This window comes from Myroides sp. N17-2, assembly GCF_002286775.1.
Lineage (GTDB): Bacteria > Bacteroidota > Bacteroidia > Flavobacteriales > Flavobacteriaceae > Flavobacterium.
Genome location: NZ_NSGJ01000004.1, coordinates 19,932 through 45,718, shown reverse-complemented (window position 1 = coordinate 45,718; position 25,787 = coordinate 19,932). Strand labels below are relative to the sequence as shown.

Genomic DNA, 25,787 nt, shown 5'->3' with positions numbered 1-25,787 from the left:
AATGTGAACTAATTATTAAATTATTCGCTACCTTTTGTTAATCTCTTTAATTCTTGTCTATATTTGCAATATGCAAGCAAAGAAAAACATAGCGAGAATACTATTGGTGGTAGCCATTATGTTTACCGTTGTTTTTCAGTTTGTGCATAGTTATGAGCATATCTCTGCTTCTTTCGAATATGAGAAAGAACACAGTACACATGCTCACTTCACAGAAAAAAGAGGAGATCATACAAGCCAAGTTACTTTTACGGAAGCACATAGTCAACTAGACAAGTGTTTTGTATGTGATACAATACTTAACCCTGCTATTACTACAGATATATTATCATTTGATGTTATGTCTTTTGATATGGCTAAAGCTGTACATGACGTTGTATCACTATCAGTTGTCCCTCTATCTCAAATATTCTTTTCGCTTAGGGCACCGCCTTCATTGGCATAAACTATCGATGAAGTCTCTTGCATTATATGCATTGAGATAGATTATTTATGTACAATTAAAATTTAGCGATTATATGAGAATTTCTATTCTTGTACTTTCACTAATGGCTTCTATTGGTACTTATGCACAGCAGTATGTTGTGAAAGCTAAAGTATCTGATGTTTATGGAGAAGCGTTAGTAGGGAGTAATATTTCTTTTGCAGGATTACAGTCTGGGACTGACCTGAAAGGACAATTTATATCTACACCTGTATCAGCAGGACAACACCGTTTATTAGTTGAATACCTAGGATATGTATCTGTGGATACGTTGCTTAATGTGAAGTCAGATATATATTTAGACTTGCATTTAAAGTCAGATAATACACTACTAGATCAGGTACTAGTATCTACTCACGGGTTAAAAACTGTAGCTAACACTGAGGTAGTTACAAACAAAAAGTTAGTAGAGAATTTCTCAGGGTCATTCGCCAAGACATTGACGTCTGTACCTGGTGTGAATGCTATGGAGATAGGAGCAGGAGCTTCTAAACCTATTATTCGTGGACTTGGATTTAACCGTGTGGCGGTGGCTGAGAACGGTGCAAAACAAGAAGGACAACAATGGGGTGCTGACCACGGTCTTGAGATAGATGCGTTTAGTACTGAGGAAGTTGAGGTGATTAAGGGAGTTGGTACTATCGAGTATGGTAGTGATGCTATCGGTGGTGTGATTAAGATTAATAATGAGAAAGTGCCTGAAGTACATTCGTTTAATGGGAGTGCTACGATGTTTGGCAAGACGGTAAACGATTCTTATGGTGCTTCAGTACAAGTAAAAGGTAGAGGAGAGAAGTTCTTCTATAAATTTAAAGCTACTGGACAGGACGCTGGAGATTACCGTGTGCCTGTATCCGAGATAGACTACCTAAATACGATTATCCCTATTCACGGGAATAGAATGAAGAATACTGCCTCTAAGAACTTTGCGTTATATGGGCAGATAGGATATGTGGATGATAACTTTAAGAATATACTTAGCATTAGCAATGTGTATGATAAGAGTGGTTTTTTCCCTGGATCACATGGTTTGCCTAATGTAGCAGCTGTAGCTGACGATGGGGATCACCGCAATATAGAATATCCACGTCAGAATGTTAGTCACTTTAAATTAGTAAATACTACTACTTGGGATAGTTCACTGCAAGATAAGTGGACGTTTATGGTAGCGTATCAAAACAATAAAAGACAAGAGCACAGTCTGTTTCACTCACACTTCGATGATCAGACACCTCCTACTTCAAACCCAGATCTAGAGTTGCAATTCGTATTAAATACGGTGGATGCTTCTGTGAAGTATGAACATCTATTTGATAATAATCATAAGTTGACTTTAGGGGTACAACAGAACTTTCAAAACAATACCATTGATGGATATGGCTTCTTATTGCCAAAGTATAATAAGCAAGGTACAGGAGTATTTGGATTATATGAGTATTTTGTAAATGAGAAACTTACTTTAGAAGGAGGAGCTCGTTTTGATTATGCAAGTGTACACGTTAAGCCATTCTACGATCAGTTTCTTTATGACTACTTAAAGGAGCAAGGCTATGCTGATCAGATGGCTGATAAATATGCGCAGAGAAGTACGACTACAGATAGAGACTTCACTAGTGTAAATGGGATGATAGGAGCGAAGTATGCGCTTAATGATAAGTTCAATTTTGGAGCTACCGTGGGTACTAACTTTAGATTCCCCACTGCTATCGAGTTAGCATCTAATGGTGTACACCACGGAGCTTTTAGACACGAGAAAGGTAACCCTGATTTAGACCCTGAGAAAGGTATCGCATTAGACTTTAGAGCAGAGTTTAAGACGGAGACGTTTAACACTACTTTTAGTCCGTATATGTATTACTTCTCTAACTATATCTATCTTAAGCCAACAGGGAAGTTCTCTATACTACCGGATAGTGGGCAGATATATGAGTACACACAGTCAGAGGCTATTATCAGTGGTTTTGAATGGAAAGTAGAGAAGTGTTTCTTCGAACGCTTAAATGTATCAGCAGTATTAGAATATATCTATAATCAGCAGGTATCGAATGGACAGAATGGGGCTTACCCGCTGCCGTTTACACCTCCGATGAATGTGTTCGGAGAGGTGAGATATACTTTTGGAGATACTAATCTGTTTAAAGAATCTGAGATTTACTTTAATGGTAAATGGTATGCTAAACAAGAGCGTATCGCACAAGGGGAAGAGATTACACCTAGTAGTCAGAGCTTCGGTGCAGGGGTATCATCTACGATACAGTTAGGTAAAGTGAAAGCGCGTACAACACTTTCTGTTACTAATATGTTCGATACGAAGATACTTAATCACACTAGCTTCTACAGACCATTAGGTATCCCTGAATTAGGTCGTTCAATACAATTGATGATTCAAGTGCCATTCTAATATGACAGATAAGAACATACGTGCTATAGTATGTTCATTATGGTGCGCCCTGTTTTTGGTGCCATTACTGAACAATACTCTTCACTATGTCATCATTGATCATCATTTTGGGCAGAAATCTAATACGTTAGAGTATGTAGATAGTAGTACTATTCACTATTGTGAGCAGTATCTCTGTAAACTCTCTCCATCTATAGAGAACCTAGTCGGTCCTGTAGAGTTCTGGGTAGAGAGATTATATGATGTAATATTAGTCGAAGTAGTAGCCAGCTATAAAGAATGTCTATTTCCCTTTTATTGGTTAAGAGGACCTCCAGCGAATTAGTACCCCAATACTCATTTTGCAAGAGGAAGAAACAAAGACAATTTATTAAAAACACTAGATTGTGTATAGTCTTTAGTACAGCACAATCTAGTTTAATATTTCAAGAAAATGAAACAATTAAAATATATACTGAGCATATCATTATTAAGTAGTGTATTATTCACATCATGCCTTAAAAGTGATGGAGATATGGATACAGAGAAACCTGTAATAAAACTTAATGCACCAGTAGAAGGAGCTAAATTAGAGGCTGGTGAGAGTATTCATTTTGATATGGATTTATCAGATAATATAGCTTTAGGGTCTTATGATATAGATATACATTCTGCTGAAGGACATTCGCATACACATAGTGCTGCTGTTAAAGATGCAGATCATGACCATGATCACGATCATGAAGAAGATCCAGAGAATGCTCATCGCAAATCATTCAAATATAAAAATAGTTGGGATGATATTTATGGACAGCGCAATGCACATATTCACCACCATGAAATTGTAATTGATAAAGACGCGAAAAGAGGTGAATATCACTTTGTCGTTAAGGTGTTAGATAAAGCAGGTAATCAAGCTATGGAATACCGTACAGTGAACATCGTAGACCCAGGTAAGGGGGATGATGACCATGGACACAAGCATTAATAGTAGGAAATAATGTTAATTAATAGAGAGTAAGGGGGATTCCTCCTTGCTCTTTATTTTTTAATAGATATATTTACTATCTTATTATTTAAAGTAAGAATAACTAACTTAAACATTTATGAAAAAAACACTTATGACTTTACTAGTTGCTACAGTCATTGTTTCTTGTAAACAAGGAGCTACTGAAGAAGTAGTGGTAGATTTAAAATACCCTGAAACAAAGAAGGGTGATGTAAAAGATACTTACTTCGGTGTAGAAGTAGCTGATCCATATAGATGGTTAGAAGATGATAGATCTGAGGAAACAGCAGCTTGGGTAAAAGCTGAGAACCAAGTTACTTTTGATTATTTAGGACAGATACCTTTTAGAGAGGACCTAAAGAAGCAAATGGAAGAAGCTTGGAACTACGAGAAAATAGGTGCTCCTTTTAAAGAAGGTAAGTATACTTACTTCTTTAAAAATGACGGATTGCAAAACCAATCTATTTTATATCGCAAGGATGCAGCAGGGAAAGAAGAAGTATTTTTAGATCCTAACCAATTCTCTAAAGACGGTACTACTTCATTAGGTAGTGTTGATTTCTCTGAAGATGGTTCTAAAGTAGCTTATGCAATCTCTGAAGGTGGTAGTGACTGGAGAAAAGTGATCGTATTAGATGCTGAGACGAAGAAAGTAATAGGAGATACATTAGTAGATGTTAAGTTTAGTGGTGTTTCTTGGTTTGGTAATGATGGTTTCTATTATTCTAGTTATGATAAACCTACTGGAAGTGAGTTATCTGCTAAGACAGATCAACATAAGTTATATTACCACAAGTTAGGAACAGCTCAAAAAGAGGATGCTCTTATCTTTGGTAAAGATCAAAAAAGACGTTATGTAGGTGGATCAGTAACTGCTGATAATAAGTATCTAGTGATTACTGCTGCTAATTCTACTTATGGAAATGAACTTTACTTAAAAGATCTTTCAGTAGCGAATAGCCCTATCGTGACATTAGTTAATAACTTCGATAGCAGTAATGGTGTGTTAGATAGTAAAGACGGTAAGTTATATATCGTGACTGACTATAAAGCTCCTAATACAAGAGTAGTATCTGTAGATGCTAAAAATGCAGCACAGGCTAACTGGGCTGACTTCATCGCAGAGACTAAGAATGTATTAACACCGACTACAGGTGCTGGTTATATTTTTGCTAATTACTTAAAAGATGCTGTAGCTTATGTAGAGCAGTATGATTATACAGGTAAGAAAGTAAGAGTAGTTGAATTGCCAGGTATTGGAACAGTAAGTGGTTTTGGTGGTAAGAAAGACGATACTACTATTTATTATTCTTTCACTAACTATATCACAGCAGGTAGTATTTATGCTTTTGATCCAGCAAGTGGAACTTCTAAAGTATATGAACAACCTAAAGTGAAGTTTGATTCTTCTAAATATGAGTCTAAACAAGTATTCTATACTTCTAAAGATGGAACTAAAGTACCGATGATTATCACACATAAGAAAGGACTTAAGTTAGACGGAAAGAACCCTACTATGCTTTATGCTTACGGAGGATTTAATGTTAGTCTAACTCCATCATTTAGCATTGCTAATGCTATTTGGTTAGAGAATGGCGGAGTATATGCTGTACCTAACCTTAGAGGTGGTGGTGAATATGGTAAAGAGTGGCACGTAGCTGGTACTCAAATGAAGAAACAAAATGTATTTGATGATTTTATTGCTGCAGGCCAGTACTTAATTGATAACAAATATACTTCATCTGATTTCTTAGCAGTTAAAGGAGGATCTAATGGAGGTTTATTAGTAGGTGCTACGATGACGCAACGTCCTGATCTTATGAAAGTAGCTTTACCAGCAGTAGGAGTATTAGATATGCTTCGTTATCACACTTTCACAGCAGGTGCAGGATGGGCGTATGATTATGGTACATCTGAAGATAGCAAAGAAATGTTCGAATACTTAAAAGGTTACTCTCCATTACACAATGTAAAAGCTGTAGCATATCCTGCTACTATGGTGACTACAGGGGATCATGATGATAGAGTTGTACCAGCGCACAGTTTTAAATTTGCAGCTGAGTTACAAGCTAAAAATACAGGTAAGAACCCTATGCTTATTCGTATCGAAACAAATGCTGGACATGGTGCAGGTAAATCTATTGCTCAACAAATCCAAGAGCACGTAGACTTACAGGCGTTCACATTATATAATATGGGAATTAAGAAATTAAAATAAGCTAGTTTATTCTAGATAATAAAAAAGGCGAGTCAATGAGTTGATTCGCCTTTTTGTATTTATCGGTTTTGGGTATTATTCGTATTTATAATCTTTTACACCTGCGTTTATCTCGGCATCTATAAAGTTTTGTTCTGGTGGAATAGGACATGAGAACTTAGGATTATATACACAGTATGGATTATAGGCTAGATTAAAGTTAATCGTGATACTATCTCCTTCAGGTATCTGTAAATCTAAATATCTACCACCACCATAAGAAGTAACTCCTGAAGTAAAATCTGTAAAGGGTAAGAACAAGTGATTAACATACTCTTCTTTCTCTCTGACGGTCAAATCTTGAAATACATCTACTTTATACTCTTTTTCTTTTAAGGAGAAAGTTATTACTCCGTATTTCACATAGGTTGGTCTTCTCGCAGTTGTAGTAGGCATCTCAAAGGGCTTTTCCTCAGGTGTGCGTTCTAATTTACCTTGTATAACAAAATCGTCACTTATAGGGAAGTATTCTAAACCTTTAAACTTCTTAATAGCATCTTTAGGAAGCGGTGAAGTTTTCGTATCGCTAAATTCTTTATTAAGGTTTTTTTGGAATAGTACAGCTTTGTCTGTCTCGTTAGCCGGTGTATTATTACAGCTTATACCTAAAAAAGCAATGAATGCGATGGCGATAAGTTTCTTCATGTCTTATAATTTGTTTAATAGGTATAAAATAAAAGACTTGCCATCAGAATGGCAAGTCTTTTATCATTTTATTATGTGAATGTCTTATTATTTTAAGTGAGCACGTAGCATCCATGCTGTTTTCTCGTGTGCTTCCATCAGTCCGATTAAGAAGTCAGCTGTACTCTTGTCATTTGACTCCTCGATAGCATTGATATTCTCTCTGATAAAAATAATAATTGTTTCGTAATCAATTAATAGCTCACTAATCCAAGATTTACTGTCATTGCTATTTGTAGCTCTTTCTTCAGTTAAATGAGTTAAAGCTAGATAATCTTTTAGAGATGAAGGTGCATAGTGGCCTAGTGTTCTAATACGTTCAGCTATGTCATCTACATTAATGATCAACTCATTATACAATTCTTCAAAGTATAAGTGTTTTGAGTGGAAGTCAACCCCCTCTACATTATAGTGAGCATTTCTAGTTTTAGTATATAGAATAAATTCATCTGCTAATAATTTTGCTAATACGTCTGCATTAAACTGACGTGCTTTTTCTGATAACCCAATGTTTGCTTTCATAGTTTTTGTTTTTTTGTTATAATGTAAATATACAAAAAAAAAGAGTGTGAAAGTGCTGGATAATAATTGATTATATTTATAAGGCTATTGAGAAGCTTTATATCTAAAACAATATTTTTTCAAAAAAAAGAATAAAAAAAGGAGCTCCGAAGAACTCCTTAGTGTATTAATTAAAATACTATTTTTTGATTATTTCAGAGATAGCTTCTGCTTTACCTTTTACTTCCTCTGCTTTCTTTTTAGTAGCGTCTTTAGCTTCTTCTACCTTTTTTTCAGTAGCATCTTTAGCTTCCTCTACTGCATTTCCTGTTTTAGTAGCTACTTCTTCTACTTTAGCTTTAGCGTCATCCCAAGTTTTTTGCGCCGCATCTAAAGCTTTTTTAGCTTCTTCTTCAGCTTTCTTGTCTCCTTTTTTTACTGCTTCTTCTACAGCTTTTTTAGCATCAGCTAATTTAGTTTCAGCATCAGCTTTAGCTTTTTCGAATTCTGTAGTAGCTGTAGTAGCTTCTGGAGCAGGTGTTTCAGTTGTTGCTTCAGTAGTTTCTGGAGTAACTTCTGTCTCTACTTTGTCTTTACATGATGTAGCGAATAATAATCCTACAACTGCGAATGATAACAATACTTTTTTCATAGTAATTTATTTTAGTTCATACCAAATGTATAAAAAAATATAAAGACAGTTGCATTAATAGCAAAAATATTTATTTTCCCTTTTTATCTTTTTTAGAAGTGTTTTCTTTGTCCTCATTGAATTTAAGAGGACCAAAACCATTAATATATCTTGTAATGGTATTCTTTCTTTTATTGATGTATGGACCAGAATTATTAGCCTTGTATCTACGTGGGTTTGGTAAGATTACTGCAATACCGGCTGCTTCTCTAGCAGATAAGTTCTTAGCATCTTTATTATACCAATGTTGCGCTGCTGCCTGTGCCCCATAGATACCATCTCCCATCTCTATACTATTCAGATAAACTTCAAGTATTCTTTCTTTAGACCACAGAAGTTCTATAAGGACAGTGAAGTATGCCTCAAATCCTTTTCGGATATAACTACGACCTGGCCATAAGAATACATTCTTAGCGGTCTGCTGAGAGATTGTACTACCTCCTTTAATTTTCTTTCCTTTCTCGTTATTCTTCATTGCCTTTTCTATGGCTTTAAAGTCAAATCCATTGTGTTGAATGAAAGTCCCATCCTCACTAGTTATAACTGCTTTTTGTAAGTTTGTACTGATGTCTTCCATCGGTACCCAGCTATGTTTTAGTGTCATCGGTTTATCGTCCTTAACCTGTTCATATAATCTGATGAACATTAACGGAGTATAAGGGATCGGTACAAAGCGAAAGAAGATTACTGAGGTGATACTCAATATGAAAAAGGCTAGTATAAACTTAAAGATAAGTCGTGTTATTTTTCTTATCATAGCGAAAGAAGGAGTTTAAAAAACGGAGCAAAAGTAGTTAAAATAATGTTTCATTTTCAAAAAATATATTTAATAAATATATGGACATAGATAATAACAAATATATTAATTTAATGTTTATAATTACTTGAAATAGTGTTTCTTATGTGGTATTTGATATTGTCTTGTTATTTGAATTCACATATAGTATTTAAATAAAAAACTCGCCATAGTAGCGAGTTTAGGTTGTAATCATAATAAGTAATAAGAAATTAGACATACGTCTCTCCCCTTAATTTATTGAGGATTGGTTGTCCACAGGGATACTGTTTTAACCATGGCTCTTCTAGGTAATCTTAATGTAGCTACGATAAGCTCAGCGAAGTCCTCAGGTTGTAAGATATGATCAGGATTACCATCTGTAAGTCCTAAATCTATTGACATATCTGAAGCGATAGTACTTGGTGTTAGTGTACATACTCTGATATTATTCTTGCGAACCTCTTTCATCAGTGATTCAGACATTCCGATCACAGCAAATTTAGAAGCAGAATAAGCAGATGTAGTTGCATTCCCGTTTAGACCAGCAGTAGAAGCTACGTTAAAGATATCTCCTTCATTCTGGTCGATGAGATGAGGTAGTACTTCTCTAGTCACATTATATACTCCCATTACGTTAGTTAGTAAAATCTCTTCCCAACGGTCAGCAGACATATCTGTAAACTTTCCGAACTCTGATATACCAGCATTATTGACTAATATATCTACTCCACCTAATGTATTTATGATATTCGCTATCTCTGTTTTTACTTTTGCTTTATCTGTAACATCGAATGCTGCATAAGTAGCTTTCACTCCTAATGCTTCTAATTCTGCTACTGTAGCTTGCAATGTTTTTTCGTTTCTACCAGTAATAGCTACGTTTATCCCTTCTTGAGCAAAAGCGATTGCAGTTGCCTTACCTAATCCTCTTCCACCTCCTGTGATAATTGCGTTTTTACCTTTCAATTTCATATTTTTAATGCTTTAATGTAAAGATATATAATTTATTAGGAAATTAGTATTTCCCTAATGTTAAATTTGATTCTTATCTATAAACTTTTCGATAGAATTCCACAAATTATAGCGTTTTATTAGCGCTTGTTTTGAGATTACCACTACGTCATTCCACTTCTGATTATCTTCTCCACATAACTCAGAAATCATCTTCATAGCCATTGGACCATGTTCATCTTCATCTAATTCGATATGGCGTTCGAAGTAATATACTAATTTTGTTAAGTCTGTTTCAGGGAAGTTTTGTTGAAATCCTTTTAGAATCTCTGTAAACATTGACGGAATTAAGTCTTCACGTCCGAAAGTAAATGCTGCTGCTATCTCATGCGCTTTACCATCCTCAATAGTCTTAAATGTAAAATCTAGAAATTCTTTAATTCCAGTATCTAGATCTGTTTTTGCAATTGCTTCGAAGATAGGTGTACCTCCTTTTAGATTGTTGATTAAAGCTGTGATACTTGTAGTATCTGCATTAGCTGTTAACATTGCATCTAGATACATTTCGAAGTGACTAAGGCGTTGACCATCATAAGCCAAGTCTGATTCCTCTGCCAAGACTATTTCATTTATCAAATAACGTGTCTCTGGATATGGAGATGCAAACCACGGAGTCGTTGTACAAGTTAATTGCTGTTGTAATGCCTTAAGTAACGACATAAAATCCCAAACCGCATATACATGCCCTTCCATAAAAGCACACAAGTCTGGTATCGTCTTTATCTTATTATAAAGTGGGTGTTGAAGCAAAGCATTTCTTTCTTCAGCGATCTGTACATTGATTTCTTGAATAGTCATATCTACTTAATTTGGTACAAAAGTAAAAAAGCTTCACCGAAAGGCGAAGCTCTTTATATAAAGTTTATCTATTACTCTTTTTATTATTTAAATGCTGCGAATCCTGTCACATCCATTCCTGTGATTAACAGGTGTATATCATGTGTACCCTCATAGGTTACTACAGACTCTAAGTTCATCATGTGACGCATAATAGAATACTCACCAGTGATACCCATACCACCTAGCATCTGACGAGCTTCACGAGCGATGTCTAATGCCATAGCTACGTTATTACGTTTTGCCATAGAGATTTGGGCAGAAGTAGCTCTTTCTTCATTTTTAAGCACTCCTAATCTCCATGTTAGTAATTGAGCCTTTGTAATCTCTGTGATCATTTCAGCTAATTTCTTTTGTTGAAGTTGAGTAGCCCCGATAGGTTTATCAAACTGTATGCGCTCTTTAGAGTAGCGCAGCGCGGTGTCATAACAGTCCATTGCTGCCCCGATAGCCCCCCAAGCGATACCATATCTAGCAGAATCAAGACACCCTAGAGGGGCACCTAATCCTGATTTATTAGGAAGTAAGTTTTCTTTAGGAACCTTGACATTATCGAATATTAACTCACCTGTAGCCGAAGCTCTTAGTGACCATTTATCATGTATTTCAGGAGTAGTGAATCCTGCCATACCACGCTCTACGATAAGCCCATGGATACGTCCTTCTTCATTTTTAGCCCATACCACAGCGATATCCGCAAATGGGGCATTAGAAATCCACATCTTTGCTCCATTAAGTAGGTAATGGTCTCCCATATCTTTAAAGTGACTTAACATACCCCCTGGATCAGATCCATGATCAGGTTCTGTTAGTCCAAAACATCCTATGATTTCTCCACTTGCTAGTTTAGGCAAGTATTTCATACGTTGTTCTTCATTTCCATATTTCCATATTGGATACATTACTAATGAAGATTGTACAGAAGATGTAGAACGGATACCTGAATCACCTCTTTCAATCTCTTGCATAATTAGTCCGTAAGAGATCTGATCTAGACCTGGACCTCCATATTCTGTAGGAATATATGGGCCGAATCCACCTATCTCTGCTAACCCTGGGAGTAACTGTTTTGGAAATTCTGCACGTTGAGCGAAGTCTTCAATTATAGGGCTAACTTCTCTCTTTACCCATGCTCTAGCTGTATCTCTAATCAACTTATGCTCATCTGTTAGCAAGTCGTCTAATAGGTAATAATCTGGTGCTTGGAATAAATCTGGTTTCATAAAGCAATATTTTTTTTGGTTGTCTAACAAATATAGACAATATTCTGAGTTGACCAAATTTTAGCTAATTTAATTCTGATTATCCTTTCCTTTTTCGAATACTATGTTTATAAAAAACTCTATTCACAGCATCGTAAAGAAATATTGTTCTTATTGATTTAATTAGGTAATGGTCAGTAAGTGGTAGTTAAGTTATCGGTATATGATAGGCTTAAAATAGTATGTTTTAAGCCGACCACAAGCCTATCATATGCCGACCACAAGCCGACCACCCCCTTTTTAGGCTAATGTGGATTTTATGTTTAATGTGATACTGTTATAACCGTTTGATTTATGATATTTATTTTTCTAATGTTTTGTTATCTTAGCTAGACAAATGGATTAGATTATGACTAATAAGTTAATATATATGCTTTTATTGTTTTGTTCAGTAGGAGTAATAGCACAAGATAAACTTAGAATAAAGGGTAAGATAGAAGGGATCCCTAATGAGGCTACTTTAAGCCTTTCTTTTGATAAGCTAGAAATAGAGTTTAATGCAGTAGATGGAATATTTGAAGTAGAAACTCAGATTATTAAAGCACCTACTTCCGTCTATTTGTTTATCAAGAATGGAGAAGATTTTAAGTACACTTCTTTTTTCTTGGGGAATGAGTCTGTTACTATTGAAGGTAATGTAAATAATTTAAAATATCTACAAGCGAAGGGATCTGCTTATGATGGTTTAAGATATGAGAGTGTGTTGTTAACTAAAGATGTTAGAACAGCACGAGATGTTATAGAAAGTAAAATATCTAAACTTGTAGAAGAAGGGATGTCTCAAGACAGTGCGATGGCTTCTTACAAGGAGGAATATTTAGGTATAGAACAAAATATCAAAGACTTAGATTATGAGTTTCTAAAGAAAAATATTAATACTGATTATGGACGTTATATATTGGGGTTTATAATTAATGATGACAACATTGATCATTATAAAGAACTGTATAATTTAGTGGATAACCAATATCTAAATACTGATGCAGTAGTATTTTTAAAAACCTTGTTAGATAGAGAACCACTAATGAAAGGGGATAAGTATTATGATTTTATAGCTTTAGATTTAAACCCAAAAGAGAGTAAGTTTAGTGACAATTTTAAAGGTCAGTATGTGTTACTTGACTTTTCTTCTCCATATTGTTGGTTTTGTCGTCAGGCTGTTCCTATAACGACTAAGATAACGGAAGCATTAGAGGATAAGCTAGTGCATGTGACTTATTGTATAGATAATGATTTAGTTAGTGCAAAACAGTATAAAGATTTAAAAGGAGATAAGGGAGTAATTGTTTGGGATAAAAAAGGAATGATGAGTTCAACCATAGCTAAGTATAGAATGAGAGGAACTCCTTATTATGTATTATTTAATCCACAAGGCAGAGTGCTAAAGATATTTGATCAAGGGTTAGAAGAGAACTTCGAGGAACAATTGAGAGCGTTGATGAAGTAGAGTTTTGTTTTTATTTTGTTTGAATGTCTATCTGAAGTGGAGTGATATAAAGGGTGTTGAAGATATAGTGTTGACATTGAGTTATATGATCCTGATGTATATAGTAATCAGTTGACATCAATACGAAAGTAACTGTTTAAGTTATGGGGTAGAGGACCTGTGTCATTTATAACAGATAATGATAATATGGATAGGAAAGTCAAGGAGGTAGATAAAGTAATGAAACAACTACATCAGTTAGTACAAAAAAATAAAATAGATGAAGAATAGATATTTATTAGTTGTCATAATAATGTGTTTGACAGTATTCGTTAGTTGTAAGGATAAAGAAGCGCAAACAGAAGGTTTGTACACTGCTAAGTTTGATAGTCTAGCAGGCATAGATAGAGCTAAGAATGCGGTGATGTATGAGATGTTGTCTAATGATTTGAATGCTATACTTGATGATAGTTATGATAGAGAGATCATTGGAATAAAGAAATTTGATATTCAAGTTGATTTAATGTATGAGTATCTCAAGACAGTTGATTATAAGTTTCTGTCTGAGCGTGCTTTCAATGATAGGTTGGCTAAGATTTTTAAGTATAAAAGAGGTGGTGTACATGGTAATTATGAGCATGTTACTCCTATTTATATTGACGCATTAGACGGAGAGTATTTTGAAACACCTTTTTTATCTGCGGTGATAGATGAGTATAATTACGATTTGACTGTGGTGAATAACAAAAAATTTGTAACTCAGCCTTTCTGTTTATTGCAGTTAGTTGATTACCGCAATGATTATCCTAGTTTAGCCTTGTTGGAGGATGAAGTGAATAAGAAGAGAACGTTAGAAGGTAAAGGTAATTTGGATCATTGGTTTAAGGATATGCTAAGTGATAAAGTGCGCAAGTCTATCTATGAGAGAATTGGACATTATAACAAGTATCTGTTTAATAACAATAGACAAAGCTTTGAGTGGCTTAAAAAGAACGATGTTGACTTCTTAGAGAATCTGTTGTTTAGATATGGATATACTGAGGACAAAGAGTTGATAAAGTGGGCTATAGATAAGGTTAGGTTTGATGTGAATGGAGATTTGGATAAGTTCGATAAACAGATGGATTATTATAATGATCTTTTTTCAACTATAGATGGCCAAGGAAAGTTAGTTTTATCTCCAGTTCTTATGGATGTACTGGTTTCTTATGATCAGGAAAAACACTTAAATGATTTGGATATTTATTTAGCGAATATCGGAGGGATGTCTTCGGATATGTATGAGTATGATGCTCGTGCATTTGCCTATTTCTTTGAGATAATAAGAAGAATTAAAGGAGATACTGACGACTGTGTAGTAGCTATATGGTTCAAAACCAAAGTAGATGGTAAGTTATATGATCTTAGAGAAGAATTTAGTAAGAACGATTATTATGGATATAAGGGGCTTAAAGAGTTTTGGGACAGAGTAGTCGAGTATGATAAGAACTATGTACAGCCTGTGGGCTAATGTCTTATAAAACAAAACGCCCTTCCATATCAGAAGGGCGTTGGTTTTATGACTAATTTATTTTATTCTGTTTTCTGCGTTTTCGGATGCGTCTTATCACAAAGAATAGTCCTGTACCGATAAGGATGAATGGCCATATATAGAATATTCCGATGACAAATGATAATAGATTCTCCCAACCTGAGCCAAATGCTGATGAGATCTCGTATCCAAAGCCTGTGGTAGACTCTCCTTTTTCGTAAAAAGTAACAGAAAGTGTACTTAGAGAAACTCTACTCTTTAGGTACTTTAGACGTCCTTCGAACGATTCTATATCTGCTCTTAAAGTTCCTAATTCACTTTCTATTTTTAGAATATCCTCGATAGAATTCGCTCGTTTTAGCAACTCCTTATAGCGTTCTTCTATTTCCTTTTTTGTTTTGATTCTCGCTTCTACATCAATGAACTCTTCTGTTACATCTAAGGCACTGATATTTTTGTTGTCTACTTTAGTAGCAGTGGCAGTTACACCTTCTAATAAAGTTTCGAAGTTCTTAGTAGGGACACGTATTTCTATAGTATATTCTGTTTGATTGCCATATACTGTAGAGCTATCTTGTGATAGGTATCCGTTTAGTTTTTTAATACTTGTAGCAATGTTTTTTCTCGTTTCTTGAGCATTAGAAGTTTCAAAGCGTATGCTTCCTTGCTTCACGATCATGCGTTCAGGAGCTGTTACTTCTTCAGCTGTATCTTGATTTTGTTTAACTTCCGTAGTGTTGTCACTTGCAGCTTCAGCAGCAGCATCTGTGGTACTAATATTTTCTAACGCAACAGATGAAGGTTCTCCAAGCTCTGCTGACTTAGAGCAAGAGGCTATTGTTACGAATAGCATTAAGGTTAATAGCTTGAGTGTCTTTTTCATAGTATTTGATGTTTTTATAGACAAATGTAATGGATGTTAGTTATATAATGTAAAAGAGGTTTAAATATTGTTCTAAATCACTGATTATAGGGAGGAGGGAGTGTAGTTAGGAATGTTGGTTAACTGCGGATTATTGTAATTTGTGATAGTAGTGTTTTGATTTGCATAAATGAATGATATAGTCGTTTGTCAATCAAAAAGAGGTGATTTTGATTGACAATGTGTTTTGATGCGCAAAAATGAACGACAAAGTTGTTTGTCAATCAAAATGGGGTGTTTTTGATTGACAAGATGGTTTGATGCGCATAAATGAACGACAAAGTCGTTTGATAATCAAAAAAGGTTTTTTTTGATTGACAAGATGGGTTGATTGCCGTCATATAGACAAAAGTCTTTCAATATTAAAAGTATTCCCTATACTTTTGCTGAGAATAATAACAACACAACAAAATATGAGAACTAAGATTGATACTGCTCTATGGGAAAGGAGAGAACAATATGCCTTTTTTACGAAGTTTACAGAGCCATTCTTTGGTATTACGGTACAAGTAGATTGTACGATGGCTTATAAAAAAGCAAAAGATAATGGTGATTCTTTCTTTTTAACTTATCTATACGATGCACTTAGAGCAACCAATGAAGTAGAAGCGTTTAGATATAGGATAGTTGATAATAAAGTATATCTATATGAGGAAGTACATGCTTCGCCTACTATAAATAGACCTAATGGTACTTTTGGGTTTGCGTATATGAACTATTACACTGATAGAGAAATATTCTTTACAGAAGCGAAGAAAGAGATAGAGAGTGTGTAATCGTCTAATACATTATTACCTGCGTCTAATAGTGAGAATGTACTGCATATATCAGCTTTGCCATGGCTTGATTTTACGAGTATGAGTCATGCACGCAACTATGATTTTCCGGATAGCTGTCCTAAGATTTCTTTTGGAAAAGTAGTAGAGGAGAATGGACGTAAGCGTATGGCGGTATCTATACATGGGCACCACGCGCTGATGGATGGATATCACGTAAGCCAATTCGTAGAGCGCTTTCAAGAATTATTAAACGAGCAATAAGATGAGTACAACTGCTGTTCCGTTAGGAATAAAAAGAATAGCAACACTGTGTGTGCTTCGCAATGGCAATAACTTTATGCTTCTTAAGCGACTAAAAGAACCCAATAAAGATACTTATACTCCTGTAGGAGGGAAAATAGAACCATACGAAACTCCTGAGGAAGGTGTTATCCGTGAGACTTTTGAGGAGACAGGAATAAGAGTGGATAAGGTAAAGTTCTGTGGAATACTGACGGAGACTTCTCCTACCAAGTATAATTGGTTAAGCTATGTGTATGTAGCTGATATCGATGCTGTCACTCCTCCTGAATGTAATGAGGGAACTTTAGAGTGGATAGCGTATGAGAACTTGCTAAATGTACCAACCCCAAAGACGGATTGGTTTATCTATAAGTATATCTTAGAGGGTAAGCCTTTTGTGTTTCACGCTTTATATGATGGTGAGTTGAATTTGTTGGAGATGAAGGAGGAGATAGCTAATGAGGAATTAGGAATTTAGAATTAGGAATTTTTGGTTTACGGTTAATGGTTTTTGCCTACGGTATTAGGTAGAGGTGGGGTGTTATTGTTGGTACATCCGTTATATACAGTAGAGACGCAATACTTTGCGTGTCAGATAAAGTTTTTCAGGACTAATGGTAAAGTTGCTATTTAGTGTCGCAGACTATGAGTTGATTATAGTTTATCTTTGTGCAATAAATTAGTTTAGAATGATAAAAGACTTCTTTGTTTCGTTTACAGATAATATAAAAGAAAAAACACGAAACCCCTTCTTAGGAACTTATGCCGTTGTATGGTTAATACGTAATTGGTATGTTGTTTATATGGTATTCAATTTCGATAAGGATTGTACTATGGATGATAAGTTACGTTTGATTTCAGAATATTTTGGAAAAAATCCTTTTTGGGAGAATGTTGGGTATAATGTCCTCTATACTTTTGCAGTGTTGTTGGCAACGTATATCTTATTGAATTTATCAAGATTAATTGTAAACGGCTTTGAAAGAAATCTTACTCCTTGGATTTATAAAGTGACTGATAAAAGCTCTATTGTTACAAAGGATACTTATCAAATTGCTTTGACTAGGATAGAGAAAATGGAATCAGATTTAGAATCAGAGAAAGAAAAGAGATATAGAGCGGAGGAAAAAAGTGAAAAATCAGAGAAAGAATTGATTTCGGAAAGAACTAATATATTGGATTATAATGTTATAAAGGAGGAAAAAAACAGACTTATTAAAGATATACAGGATAAAGATAATATGTTTAAAGAGCTTGACACAAAGTATAAAGTTGTTGAGCAAGAATTATCAAAATTGAAAAGTAATGATTCTAACGTAGAAAAGTACTACTCTATACTTTTAAAAGAAGAGTTAAAAGAAGATTTTGTCAAATGCGTTAGTTCTATTAGGAAAGGATTTTATATAGCTAATTCTATTAAAGGTTTAAGTAGGTTTTTAGAATTAGGTTTTTTTGAAGTACTTGGTAATAGTGGGGATAAATCTAAGTTTAAACTATCTAAGAGGGGGGAAGAAGTAATAGAGTACATTAATTTAAAGTAAGAAATTAAGTTTCCTGTTGGTAGGTTATAAGATTTAGTTACATACGAGATATTTCATTCAATAAGACAAGGGTAGTGGTTACCGTTTGCTAGTTAAGGTAGAGGTGCATTATTAAGCGTGTCATATATAGTGAATCATTACCATGGTTATTGTGTGGACAGATAGGTATGAACTATGTTCGTTTGGATTTGTAATCTGTTCGAAGATAACGCAATTAATTTAGTGTAATTATTTGATTATTAGTATTTATTTTTGATTTGTGTTGAGTTTTAAAATGTATTTTTGTTTTAGGTATCAAACATATGAAATGGCAAAAAGAAAGAGGATTATAACAAAAAAGATTAGTCAGAATATAGAGACTGATCCATATGCTTATGTTGTCAATAATGCTTCTGTCCAAACAAGAAAATTGAAATCTGAAGACGTTGGATTTTTTGTTACTATTTATGGAGATAAACATTATATATTACGTTTCTCAAGTGAAGATGATTCAGGAAAAAGAAGAGAAGGGATTTCAATAAAAGAGACAGTAGACCTTATTTTTAGGTCAATTAAACATATTATCTACTATATTTTTAAAGAGAATAGTTTTAACCCTATTAATTTCCCTACTTCTACTGAGCGAAAGAAACGGATAGTTTTAGTAAATAAGATAGACATTGAAGAAGATTTAAATGTTGTAGTAGAGATTCATTTTGATAGTATTGATGTTTATGAGTTTACCATAATTACAGCGATGAAGATAGATAATTTTAATATTGCAGATGGACAGTTTTACTTAGAGTTTTATAAAGAGAACTCTATACTCAAGCAATTCGTACGTAAGGAAGAAAGAATAGTAGATAGATTTGATAATTAAAAGCTATAAGTAAAGTAAAATAGTATAGGTATTAAATATCAGTATTTTATATTAAATAGATTTATAATTCATATATTTGTAATCAGAAAAAGATAATTGAATAGGACGATAATCTGGACAGTAGAAATACAGGATTTGACTCTGGACAATTCAATATAAAAAGCCTTTCCATAACGGAGAGGCTTTTGTGTTTTATAGCCCCTACTGTGTCTCACATTCTGCTACCAAAAGAGGTTAAGTGATGTCGTATATGGCTAATGCTGATTCTGGATTTATGGTTCACAGTGTATTGTGGTTACTGTGTGGAGTTGTATGTGAGATGCTCCAGTCTTCAGCATGACATGGATGGTGGATGTAGATGGTGGTTACTGTGTGGAATTATAATCTGTATAAAAACTTAAAAACCCCTCGCCATATAGACAAGAGGTTTCTGATTACAACCAATTTATAAATAATGACAGCCTATTACTGTCTGATTACTCGATACTGTTTTAGACCGTAAACGGTAAACTGTCAACTGTTAACTATGCCGTAGCAAGCTTGATAATCTTCTTGATATTATCAGATTTACCCATAGAGTAGTAGTGTACGATAGGGATGCCTGCTTCTATTAGTTCTTTTGACTGTTGGGCGCACCATTCGATACCGATCTCACGGATGGCTACATTGTCTTTTGCTTTTAATACCTCAGCCACTAAGTCATCTGGTAGGTCAACTTTAAAACGTTGAGGTAATAGGTTTAGTTGACTTAGTGTAGCTAATGGTTTAAGTCCAGGTAAGATAGGTACAGTAATACCGATGGCTCTACACTTATCCACGAAGGCAAAGAACTTACTGTTGTCAAAAAACATTTGAGTAACGATATACTCTGCACCATTGTCTATTTTCTGCTTTAAGTACTTTAGGTCAGTGTCAAAGTTAGGAGCTTCCATGTGCTTCTCAGGATAACCCGCTACTCCTATGCAGAAGTCCGTCTTACTGGTATTCTCAAGCTCAGGATCTAAGTAGATACCTTGGTTTAATTCGTTTATTTGCGTAACTAATTCAGAGGCGTACTTGTTTCCTTTAGGTTCAGGTTTAAAGTAAGTTTCGTTCTTTACGGCGTCTCCTCTTAGGGCAACGACGTTGTCAATGCCTAAGAAGTCAAGGTCTATAAGGAAGTTTTCGGTGTCTTCTTTGGTGAAGCCTCCGCACAAGATGTGCGGTATGGCGTCCAACTTGAATCTATTTTGGATAGCCGAACAAATGCCGACAGTTCCTGGTCTTTTTCTGACAACTCTTTTTTCCCACAGTCCGTTGCCTGCTTCTTTGTACTCATATTCTTCGCGGTGATACGTCACGTCTATGAAAGGAGGTTCAAACTCCATTAGCGGTTCTATAGAGTCAAATATTCCTTGAATGTTTTGCCCTTTTAACGGAGGTAATATCTCAAATGAGAATTGAGTTTTACCATTAGCTTTTTGGATATGTTCTGTTACTTTCATGATTCGTTAGTCGTTAATTTATTGTTTAGAGCCAAGTTGGGTGATAGCCAACGCTCTGATTCTTCTGTTGTTATATTTCTTCTTTCTGCATAGTCTGCTAATTGGTCTTGTTCTATTTTTCCCAATCCAAAGTATCTACTTTGTGGATGAGCAAAATAATAACCTGATACAGATGAGGCAGGGTACATTGCATAGCTCTCTGTTAGACTTACACCGATGCGTTCTTCTACTTGTAATAGTTTCCATATTGTGCCTTTCTCTAAATGGTCAGGACAAGCTGGATATCCTGGTGCAGGTCTAATTCCTTGGTATTCTTCTTTAATTAGTTCTGCATTGCTAAGACGTTCATCTGAGGCGTATCCCCAAATCTCTTTACGGACACGGTGATGTAGGTATTCTGCAAAGGCTTCTACTAAACGGTCTGCTAATGCCTTAACCATAATAGCGCTGTAATCGTCAAGGTCGTCCTCGTATAGTTTAGCTTTCTCATCTACACCAAAGCCTGTACTCACACAGAACAGCCCGATGTAGTCTTCTAATCCACTGTCTTTAGGCGCTACGAAGTCTGCAAGTGCTATATTCGGTGCTTTTACATTCTTTAATGACTGTTGACGTAGAGTTAATAACTTGTCTAATGCCTCACCTTGTTCATTATAGACTTCGATGTCGTCATCGTTAACTTGATTTGCTGGGAAAATACCTAAGATACCTCTTGCTTCAAACCAACGCTCGTTGATAATCTTGTCTAACATAATAAGAGCATCGTCGTAAACCTGTGTAGCAGTCTGTCCGACTACCTCATCTGTCAATATCTCTGGAAACTTACCATATAACTGCCATGAGCGGAAATAGGGTGCCCAATCGATAAAAGGCAATAACTCGTCTAACTCTACAGTGACTGTTTTAGTTCCTATAAAGTTAGGTTTAACTATGTCCTTAGCATCCCATTCAACCTTGACTTTATTAGCACGTGCTTGGTCAATAGTGATATAGCTCTTGTCTCTTGCTCTACCTAAATAATCACGTCTCAATTGATCATACTCTGCTCTGATGTTGTCCTTAAATGTAGCTTCTACTTCTTTCTGTAAAAGTTGGTTAGCGATAGTTACAGAACGAGAAGCATCGTGTACATGTACGACACAGTTCTTATACTCAGGAGCTATCTTCACTGCAGTGTGAACACGAGAAGTAGTGGCTCCACCTATCATAATCGGGATAGTACAGTTAACCTTGTCTAACTCTTTAGCTAAGTGAACCATCTCATCTAATGAGGGTGTGATAAGTCCACTTAGTCCGATGATATCTACTTGTTCTTTAATAGCTGTTTCGATAATCTTCTCTGGAGACACCATTACGCCAAGGTCGATAATTTCATAGTTATTACACGCTAATACAACAGCTACGATGTTCTTACCGATGTCGTGTACATCCCCTCTTACGGTAGCCATAAGTATCTTACCTGCGTTACCGATGTGTGCTTCTGCATTCTGCTTTTTGCTCTCTTCAATATAAGGCAACAGATACGCTACAGCTTTCTTCATCACACGGGCAGACTTCACTACCTGAGGTAAGAACATCTTACCTGCACCAAATAAGTCACCGACTACGTTCATCCCATTCATTAGATATTGTTCTATCACTTGGATCGGTTGAGGTACGCTAAGGCGAGCTTCTTCTGTATCCTCGATTACGTGTGCCTCGATACCCTTTACTAAGGCGTGTGTTAGACGATCTTGGATACTACCTGAGCGCCATTCTTGTATCTTAGCTTCGGTTATTTGAGGATTATTCTCGTTCTTAATACTCTCCGCAAAGTCAAGTAATCGCTCCGTCGCATCAGGTCGTCTGTTTAAAAGAACGTCTTCTACATGTATCATTAGATCCTTATCTACCTCATCGTAGACTTCTAACATCTCAGGATTCACGATTCCCATATTCATACCGTGCTGTATCGCGTGGTAAAGGAAGGCGGCATGCATTGCTTCACGTACTTTATTGTTCCCTCTAAAGGAGAAAGATACATTACTTACACCACCACTTACATTGGCATAAGGGAGATTCTCTCTAATCCATTTGGTTCCATTAAAGAAGTCTAAAGCATTGTTATTATGCTCTTCCATTCCCGTAGCAACAGGAAATATGTTAGGGTCAAAGATGATGTCCTGAGGTGCGAAGTTTACTTGGTTAACTAATATATCATAAGAGCGTCTGCATATCTCTATTCTTCGTTTTAATGAATCTGCTTGTCCATTCTCGTCAAAGGCCATCACCACTGTAGCAGCGCCATAGCGTTTGATTAGTTTAGCGTGTTCGATAAATAACTCTTCTCCTTCTTTAAGGCTAATAGAGTTAACGATAGCCTTACCCTGTACAACACGAAGACCGGCTTCTATAATCTCCCATTTAGAACTGTCAATCATAATAGGCACTTTAGAAATGTCTGGTTCTGATGCAATCAAATTTAGGAAGTTAGTCATACAGTGCACACCGTCTAACAGTCCCTCGTCCATGTTGATATCGATAACCTGAGCACCTCCTTCAACTTGCTCTCTTGCGATGGCAAGGGCTTCGTCGAATAGTTCTTCTTTAATCAAACGCAGGAATTTACGAGAACCCGTAACGTTAGTACGCTCACCGATGTTTATAAAATTAGCTTCGGCAGTCACATATAACGGCTCCAACCCTGATAAGGCAAGCACAGGTTTAGGTGTGCTACGAGGGTGTGTCTTTCTCGCTGCTTTATTATTCTCTACTGCGTCAGCAATCAACCTGATGTGTTCTGGTGTAGTACCACAGCACCCACCGATGATTTGCACTAAGTTTTGACTAAGGAAACTATAGATAAGTTCCTTCATCTCCGTAGGCGTTTGGTCATATTCTCCAAAGGCATTAGGCAAACCTGCATTAGGGTGAGCAGAGATATTCACAGCAGCATGTTGACTTAGCTGTTTGATATACGGCTCTAATTGTTCTGCTCCTAAGGCACAGTTAAATCCAATGCTCAATAAAGGAATATGTGCAATAGATATTAGAAATGCCTCAACTGTCTGCCCTGATAACGTACGTCCTGATGCGTCTGTAATAGTCCCTGATATCATTATCGGGATATCTATACCTCGCTCTGCTTGTATTTCGTCTATGGCAAATAACGCTGCTTTAGCGTTAAGCGTGTCGAATATTGTTTCTACTAATAGTAAATCACATCCTCCGTCTAATAGTGCTTCAGCTTGCTGTTTATATGCTGCTCGCAATTGTTCAAAAGTAATAGCTCTATATCCTGGGTTATTCACATCAGGAGATAAACTTGCTGTCTTATTAGTCGGTCCGATAGCTCCTGCTACATAGCGGGGTCTATCAGGATTTAATGCTTCTACTTCGTCTGCTACTTCTCTTGCTATCTTAGCCGACTGATAGTTTAGTTCATATACTATATCTTCAAGGTGGTAATCTGCCATAGCTATGGTCGTACTCGAGAAGGTATTAGTAGATAAAATATCAGCTCCTGCTAAAAGATATTGTCTGTGAACTTCTTTAACAGCTTCAGGTTGAGTGATAGACAACAAGTCGTTATTTCCCTTTAGTGAATGAGCAAAATCAGCAAAGCGCTCACCCCTAAAGTCTTCTTCTGAGAATCGGTAAGCCTGAAGCATAGTACCCATGGCTCCATCGAGTACTAAAGTGCGTTCTTTTAATAGGCTTCTGATATCAGTCTGTATAAGTATTGTTGACATAATTTTCTCTTTTAATCAATGTGTTTTGAAGTGTTCAGAACAAGGTTATTGTCTTGCAGTAGATAACGCTTGTTCTAAGTCACGGATAATATCTTTTGTATTCTCTAAACCTACAGATAGACGAATCAGGTTGTCTGTAATACCTGTGGCAAGTTTTTCTTCTGCAGGAACTTTACTATGTGTTGTTGAAGCAGGGTGTGTAACGATAGTTCTACTATCTCCAAGGTTCGCAGAACGACTACATAACTGTAAGGCATTTAAGAATGTTCTACCTGCATCAAGTCCTCCCTTGATACCAAAGGCAATTATATTACCCCCTTGTTTCATTTGTTTTTTTGCTATTTCATATTGTGGATGACTTGGTAAGAAAGGATATTTAGTAAACTCTATCGCAGGGTGTTGTTCTAAATACTCCGCTATAGTCAAGGCATTCTCACAATGTCTATCTACTCGCACAGCCAAAGTCTCAAGGCTCTTCGATAACACCCATGCGTTAAAGGGAGAGATACTCGATCCAATAGTGCGACCAAATAGGTATATCTTATTTAGATATTCTTTATAACCTACTGTTACTCCTCCGCAAGCTCTACCTTGTCCATCGATTAACTTAGTTGCTGAGTGAATCACTACATGTGCTCCTAAGAGAATAGGGTTCTGTAGGTAGGGTGTAGCAAAGGTGTTATCTACAATAAAAATAAGGTTGTGTTTCTTTGCAATTTCCCCTAAGTAGGCTAAGTCTAATATATCAACCCCTGGATTAGTCGGACTCTCAGCAAATAATATCTTCGTATTAGGCTGTATTAATTGCTCTATATCGTAAACTTGGTTTAGATCAAAGTAACTCGTATCAACACCCCATTCAGGAAACATGTTACTAAACAACCCTCTCGTAGAGCCAAAGATGTTAGAACAAGAAACAATGTGGTCGCCTGCTTTTAGTAAAGGAAACAAGCTACAGTACACAGCTGCCATACCTGTTGCAAATGCATATCCTGCTTCTGCATGTTCGAATAGTCTTATCTTCTCTACAAGTTCTGTCTGATTAGGATTAGTAAAGCGAGAGTAAGAATATTGATCTACTTCTTCCGCAAATACGGCACGCATATTCTCAGCGTCGTCAAAGACAAAGCTTGAAGTTAGGTATAGTGGTGTAGAGTGCTCATTGTATTGGGAGCGCTCTGTCTGTGTTCTTATGGCTTGTGTCTCAAAACAACAGCCTTCTTCATTGTTAGTTGTACTCATCTTGTTTTTGGTTTTTATAATTTAATCTCGTCACGGATTGCAAATCCGCGACAGCGGTTTACAGTTAACAGTGTGTTTGACACAATATTTTGTATC

21 protein-coding genes and 1 pseudogene are annotated in these 25,787 nt (G+C 35.9%); 11 read left to right on the top strand and 11 right to left on the bottom strand.

Annotation, left to right across the window (positions count from 1 at the left end):
* The first annotated feature begins 70 nt into the window (after positions 1 to 70).
* The 5 genes from CF599_RS02540 to CF599_RS02520 all read left to right on the top strand — a co-directional run bounded on the left by CF599_RS02540 (position 71) and on the right by CF599_RS02520 (position 6,091).
* A complete protein-coding gene (locus CF599_RS02540) occupies positions 71 to 445 on the top strand; it encodes a hypothetical protein (protein WP_121964472.1) in 375 nt (124 codons plus the stop codon).
* Between the two features lie 73 nt (positions 446 to 518).
* Positions 519 to 2,885 (top strand): TonB-dependent receptor domain-containing protein, encoded by a 2,367-nt coding sequence (locus CF599_RS02535; protein ID WP_121964471.1) that lies wholly within the window; start codon positions 519 to 521, stop codon positions 2,883 to 2,885.
* A gap of 1 nt (position 2,886) precedes the next feature.
* On the top strand, positions 2,887 to 3,210 hold the full coding sequence (locus CF599_RS02530) for a hypothetical protein (RefSeq protein ID WP_121964470.1): 324 nt from the start codon (positions 2,887 to 2,889) through the stop codon (positions 3,208 to 3,210).
* Positions 3,211 to 3,318: 108 nt separating this feature from the next.
* Positions 3,319 to 3,852: a DUF4625 domain-containing protein gene (locus CF599_RS02525; RefSeq protein WP_121964469.1), complete on the top strand. Its 534-nt coding sequence runs from the start codon at positions 3,319 to 3,321 to the stop codon at positions 3,850 to 3,852.
* Positions 3,853 to 3,970: 118 nt separating this feature from the next.
* Positions 3,971 to 6,091 carry a prolyl oligopeptidase family protein gene (locus tag CF599_RS02520; RefSeq protein ID WP_371514451.1) on the top strand — a complete coding sequence of 707 codons (2,121 nt, stop codon included), beginning with the start codon at positions 3,971 to 3,973 and terminating at the stop codon, positions 6,089 to 6,091.
* Between the two features lie 75 nt (positions 6,092 to 6,166).
* Here the strand turns inward: CF599_RS02520 and CF599_RS02515 are convergent, their stop codons facing one another.
* The 7 genes from CF599_RS02515 to CF599_RS02485 all read right to left on the bottom strand — a co-directional run bounded on the left by CF599_RS02515 (position 6,167) and on the right by CF599_RS02485 (position 11,855).
* Positions 6,167 to 6,775 carry a DUF1684 domain-containing protein gene (locus tag CF599_RS02515; protein WP_121964468.1) on the bottom strand — a complete coding sequence of 203 codons (609 nt, stop codon included), beginning with the start codon at positions 6,773 to 6,775 and terminating at the stop codon, positions 6,167 to 6,169.
* Between the two features lie 87 nt (positions 6,776 to 6,862).
* A complete protein-coding gene (locus tag CF599_RS02510) occupies positions 6,863 to 7,336 on the bottom strand; it encodes a Dps family protein (RefSeq protein ID WP_121964467.1) in 474 nt (157 codons plus the stop codon).
* A gap of 178 nt (positions 7,337 to 7,514) precedes the next feature.
* A complete protein-coding gene (locus CF599_RS02505) occupies positions 7,515 to 7,967 on the bottom strand; it encodes a hypothetical protein (RefSeq protein ID WP_121964466.1) in 453 nt (150 codons plus the stop codon).
* A 70-nt stretch (positions 7,968 to 8,037) separates the two neighbouring features.
* Positions 8,038 to 8,763, bottom strand: coding sequence for a monofunctional biosynthetic peptidoglycan transglycosylase (mtgA, locus tag CF599_RS02500; RefSeq protein ID WP_121964465.1), 726 nt, complete (start codon positions 8,761 to 8,763; stop codon positions 8,038 to 8,040).
* Between the two features lie 276 nt (positions 8,764 to 9,039).
* Entirely contained in the window at positions 9,040 to 9,756 is a 717-nt protein-coding gene (locus CF599_RS02495) for a 3-ketoacyl-ACP reductase (protein ID WP_121964464.1), read from the bottom strand.
* Between the two features lie 60 nt (positions 9,757 to 9,816).
* Entirely contained in the window at positions 9,817 to 10,593 is a 777-nt protein-coding gene (locus CF599_RS02490; protein WP_121964463.1) for a DUF3050 domain-containing protein, read from the bottom strand.
* 83 nt (positions 10,594 to 10,676) lie between these two features.
* A complete protein-coding gene (locus CF599_RS02485; RefSeq protein ID WP_121964462.1) occupies positions 10,677 to 11,855 on the bottom strand; it encodes an acyl-CoA dehydrogenase family protein in 1,179 nt (392 codons plus the stop codon).
* 388 nt (positions 11,856 to 12,243) lie between these two features.
* On the opposite strand from CF599_RS02485, the gene CF599_RS02480 reads away from it, so the two are divergent.
* Together CF599_RS02480 and CF599_RS02475 are read left to right on the top strand one after the other, a co-directional pair.
* The gene (locus CF599_RS02480) at positions 12,244 to 13,341 is read left to right on the top strand and encodes a redoxin family protein (RefSeq protein ID WP_121964461.1); all 1,098 of its coding nucleotides are present in this window, start codon (positions 12,244 to 12,246) and stop codon (positions 13,339 to 13,341) included.
* A 259-nt stretch (positions 13,342 to 13,600) separates the two neighbouring features.
* On the top strand, positions 13,601 to 14,830 hold the full coding sequence (locus CF599_RS02475) for a hypothetical protein (protein WP_143824784.1): 1,230 nt from the start codon (positions 13,601 to 13,603) through the stop codon (positions 14,828 to 14,830).
* Between the two features lie 52 nt (positions 14,831 to 14,882).
* Here CF599_RS02475 and CF599_RS02470 read toward each other — a convergent pair whose 3' ends face one another.
* Positions 14,883 to 15,734 carry a DUF4349 domain-containing protein gene (locus CF599_RS02470; protein ID WP_121964459.1) on the bottom strand — a complete coding sequence of 284 codons (852 nt, stop codon included), beginning with the start codon at positions 15,732 to 15,734 and terminating at the stop codon, positions 14,883 to 14,885.
* A gap of 452 nt (positions 15,735 to 16,186) precedes the next feature.
* Between CF599_RS02470 and CF599_RS02465 the strand changes: the two are divergent.
* The 4 genes and pseudogenes from CF599_RS02465 to CF599_RS02450 all read left to right on the top strand — a co-directional run bounded on the left by CF599_RS02465 (position 16,187) and on the right by CF599_RS02450 (position 19,234).
* Positions 16,187 to 16,813, top strand: a pseudogene (locus tag CF599_RS02465) (CatA-like O-acetyltransferase).
* Position 16,814: 1 nt separating this feature from the next.
* Positions 16,815 to 17,312 carry an NUDIX domain-containing protein gene (locus tag CF599_RS02460; RefSeq protein WP_121964458.1) on the top strand — a complete coding sequence of 166 codons (498 nt, stop codon included), beginning with the start codon at positions 16,815 to 16,817 and terminating at the stop codon, positions 17,310 to 17,312.
* 211 nt (positions 17,313 to 17,523) lie between these two features.
* Complete coding sequence (locus CF599_RS02455) at positions 17,524 to 18,375, top strand: hypothetical protein (RefSeq protein WP_121964457.1); 852 nt, start codon at positions 17,524 to 17,526, stop codon at positions 18,373 to 18,375.
* 307 nt (positions 18,376 to 18,682) lie between these two features.
* Complete coding sequence (locus CF599_RS02450) at positions 18,683 to 19,234, top strand: hypothetical protein (protein ID WP_121964456.1); 552 nt, start codon at positions 18,683 to 18,685, stop codon at positions 19,232 to 19,234.
* Between the two features lie 524 nt (positions 19,235 to 19,758).
* Here CF599_RS02450 and metF read toward each other — a convergent pair.
* Genes metF through CF599_RS02435 form a run of 3 tightly spaced genes read right to left on the bottom strand, consistent with a single transcriptional unit; the run spans position 19,759 to position 25,691 of the window.
* The gene (gene metF, locus CF599_RS02445; protein WP_121964455.1) at positions 19,759 to 20,718 is read right to left on the bottom strand and encodes a methylenetetrahydrofolate reductase [NAD(P)H]; all 960 of its coding nucleotides are present in this window, start codon (positions 20,716 to 20,718) and stop codon (positions 19,759 to 19,761) included.
* Positions 20,715 to 24,449 carry a methionine synthase gene (gene metH / locus CF599_RS02440; RefSeq protein ID WP_121964454.1) on the bottom strand — a complete coding sequence of 1,245 codons (3,735 nt, stop codon included), beginning with the start codon at positions 24,447 to 24,449 and terminating at the stop codon, positions 20,715 to 20,717. Before metH ends, metF begins: the two co-directional genes overlap by 4 nt.
* 45 nt (positions 24,450 to 24,494) lie before the next feature.
* Positions 24,495 to 25,691 carry a PLP-dependent aspartate aminotransferase family protein gene (locus tag CF599_RS02435; RefSeq protein ID WP_121964453.1) on the bottom strand — a complete coding sequence of 399 codons (1,197 nt, stop codon included), beginning with the start codon at positions 25,689 to 25,691 and terminating at the stop codon, positions 24,495 to 24,497.
* Positions 25,692 to 25,787: the final 96 nt, after the last annotated feature.

Coding starts and splice junctions, on each gene's coding strand:
- CF599_RS02540 (WP_121964472.1), top strand. CDS start 71: ATGCAAGCAAAGAAAAACATAGCGAGAATACTATTGGTGGTAGCCATT.
- CF599_RS02535 (WP_121964471.1), top strand. CDS start 519: ATGAGAATTTCTATTCTTGTACTTTCACTAATGGCTTCTATTGGTACT.
- CF599_RS02530 (WP_121964470.1), top strand. CDS start 2,887: ATGACAGATAAGAACATACGTGCTATAGTATGTTCATTATGGTGCGCC.
- CF599_RS02525 (WP_121964469.1), top strand. CDS start 3,319: ATGAAACAATTAAAATATATACTGAGCATATCATTATTAAGTAGTGTA.
- CF599_RS02520 (WP_371514451.1), top strand. CDS start 3,971: ATGAAAAAAACACTTATGACTTTACTAGTTGCTACAGTCATTGTTTCT.
- CF599_RS02515 (WP_121964468.1), bottom strand. CDS start 6,775: ATGAAGAAACTTATCGCCATCGCATTCATTGCTTTTTTAGGTATAAGC.
- CF599_RS02510 (WP_121964467.1), bottom strand. CDS start 7,336: ATGAAAGCAAACATTGGGTTATCAGAAAAAGCACGTCAGTTTAATGCA.
- CF599_RS02505 (WP_121964466.1), bottom strand. CDS start 7,967: ATGAAAAAAGTATTGTTATCATTCGCAGTTGTAGGATTATTATTCGCT.
- mtgA (WP_121964465.1), bottom strand. CDS start 8,763: ATGATAAGAAAAATAACACGACTTATCTTTAAGTTTATACTAGCCTTT.
- CF599_RS02495 (WP_121964464.1), bottom strand. CDS start 9,756: ATGAAATTGAAAGGTAAAAACGCAATTATCACAGGAGGTGGAAGAGGA.
- CF599_RS02490 (WP_121964463.1), bottom strand. CDS start 10,593: ATGACTATTCAAGAAATCAATGTACAGATCGCTGAAGAAAGAAATGCT.
- CF599_RS02485 (WP_121964462.1), bottom strand. CDS start 11,855: ATGAAACCAGATTTATTCCAAGCACCAGATTATTACCTATTAGACGAC.
- CF599_RS02480 (WP_121964461.1), top strand. CDS start 12,244: ATGACTAATAAGTTAATATATATGCTTTTATTGTTTTGTTCAGTAGGA.
- CF599_RS02475 (WP_143824784.1), top strand. CDS start 13,601: ATGAAGAATAGATATTTATTAGTTGTCATAATAATGTGTTTGACAGTA.
- CF599_RS02470 (WP_121964459.1), bottom strand. CDS start 15,734: ATGAAAAAGACACTCAAGCTATTAACCTTAATGCTATTCGTAACAATA.
- CF599_RS02460 (WP_121964458.1), top strand. CDS start 16,815: ATGAGTACAACTGCTGTTCCGTTAGGAATAAAAAGAATAGCAACACTG.
- CF599_RS02455 (WP_121964457.1), top strand. CDS start 17,524: ATGATAAAAGACTTCTTTGTTTCGTTTACAGATAATATAAAAGAAAAA.
- CF599_RS02450 (WP_121964456.1), top strand. CDS start 18,683: ATGGCAAAAAGAAAGAGGATTATAACAAAAAAGATTAGTCAGAATATA.
- metF (WP_121964455.1), bottom strand. CDS start 20,718: ATGAAAGTAACAGAACATATCCAAAAAGCTAATGGTAAAACTCAATTC.
- metH (WP_121964454.1), bottom strand. CDS start 24,449: ATGTCAACAATACTTATACAGACTGATATCAGAAGCCTATTAAAAGAA.
- CF599_RS02435 (WP_121964453.1), bottom strand. CDS start 25,691: ATGAGTACAACTAACAATGAAGAAGGCTGTTGTTTTGAGACACAAGCC.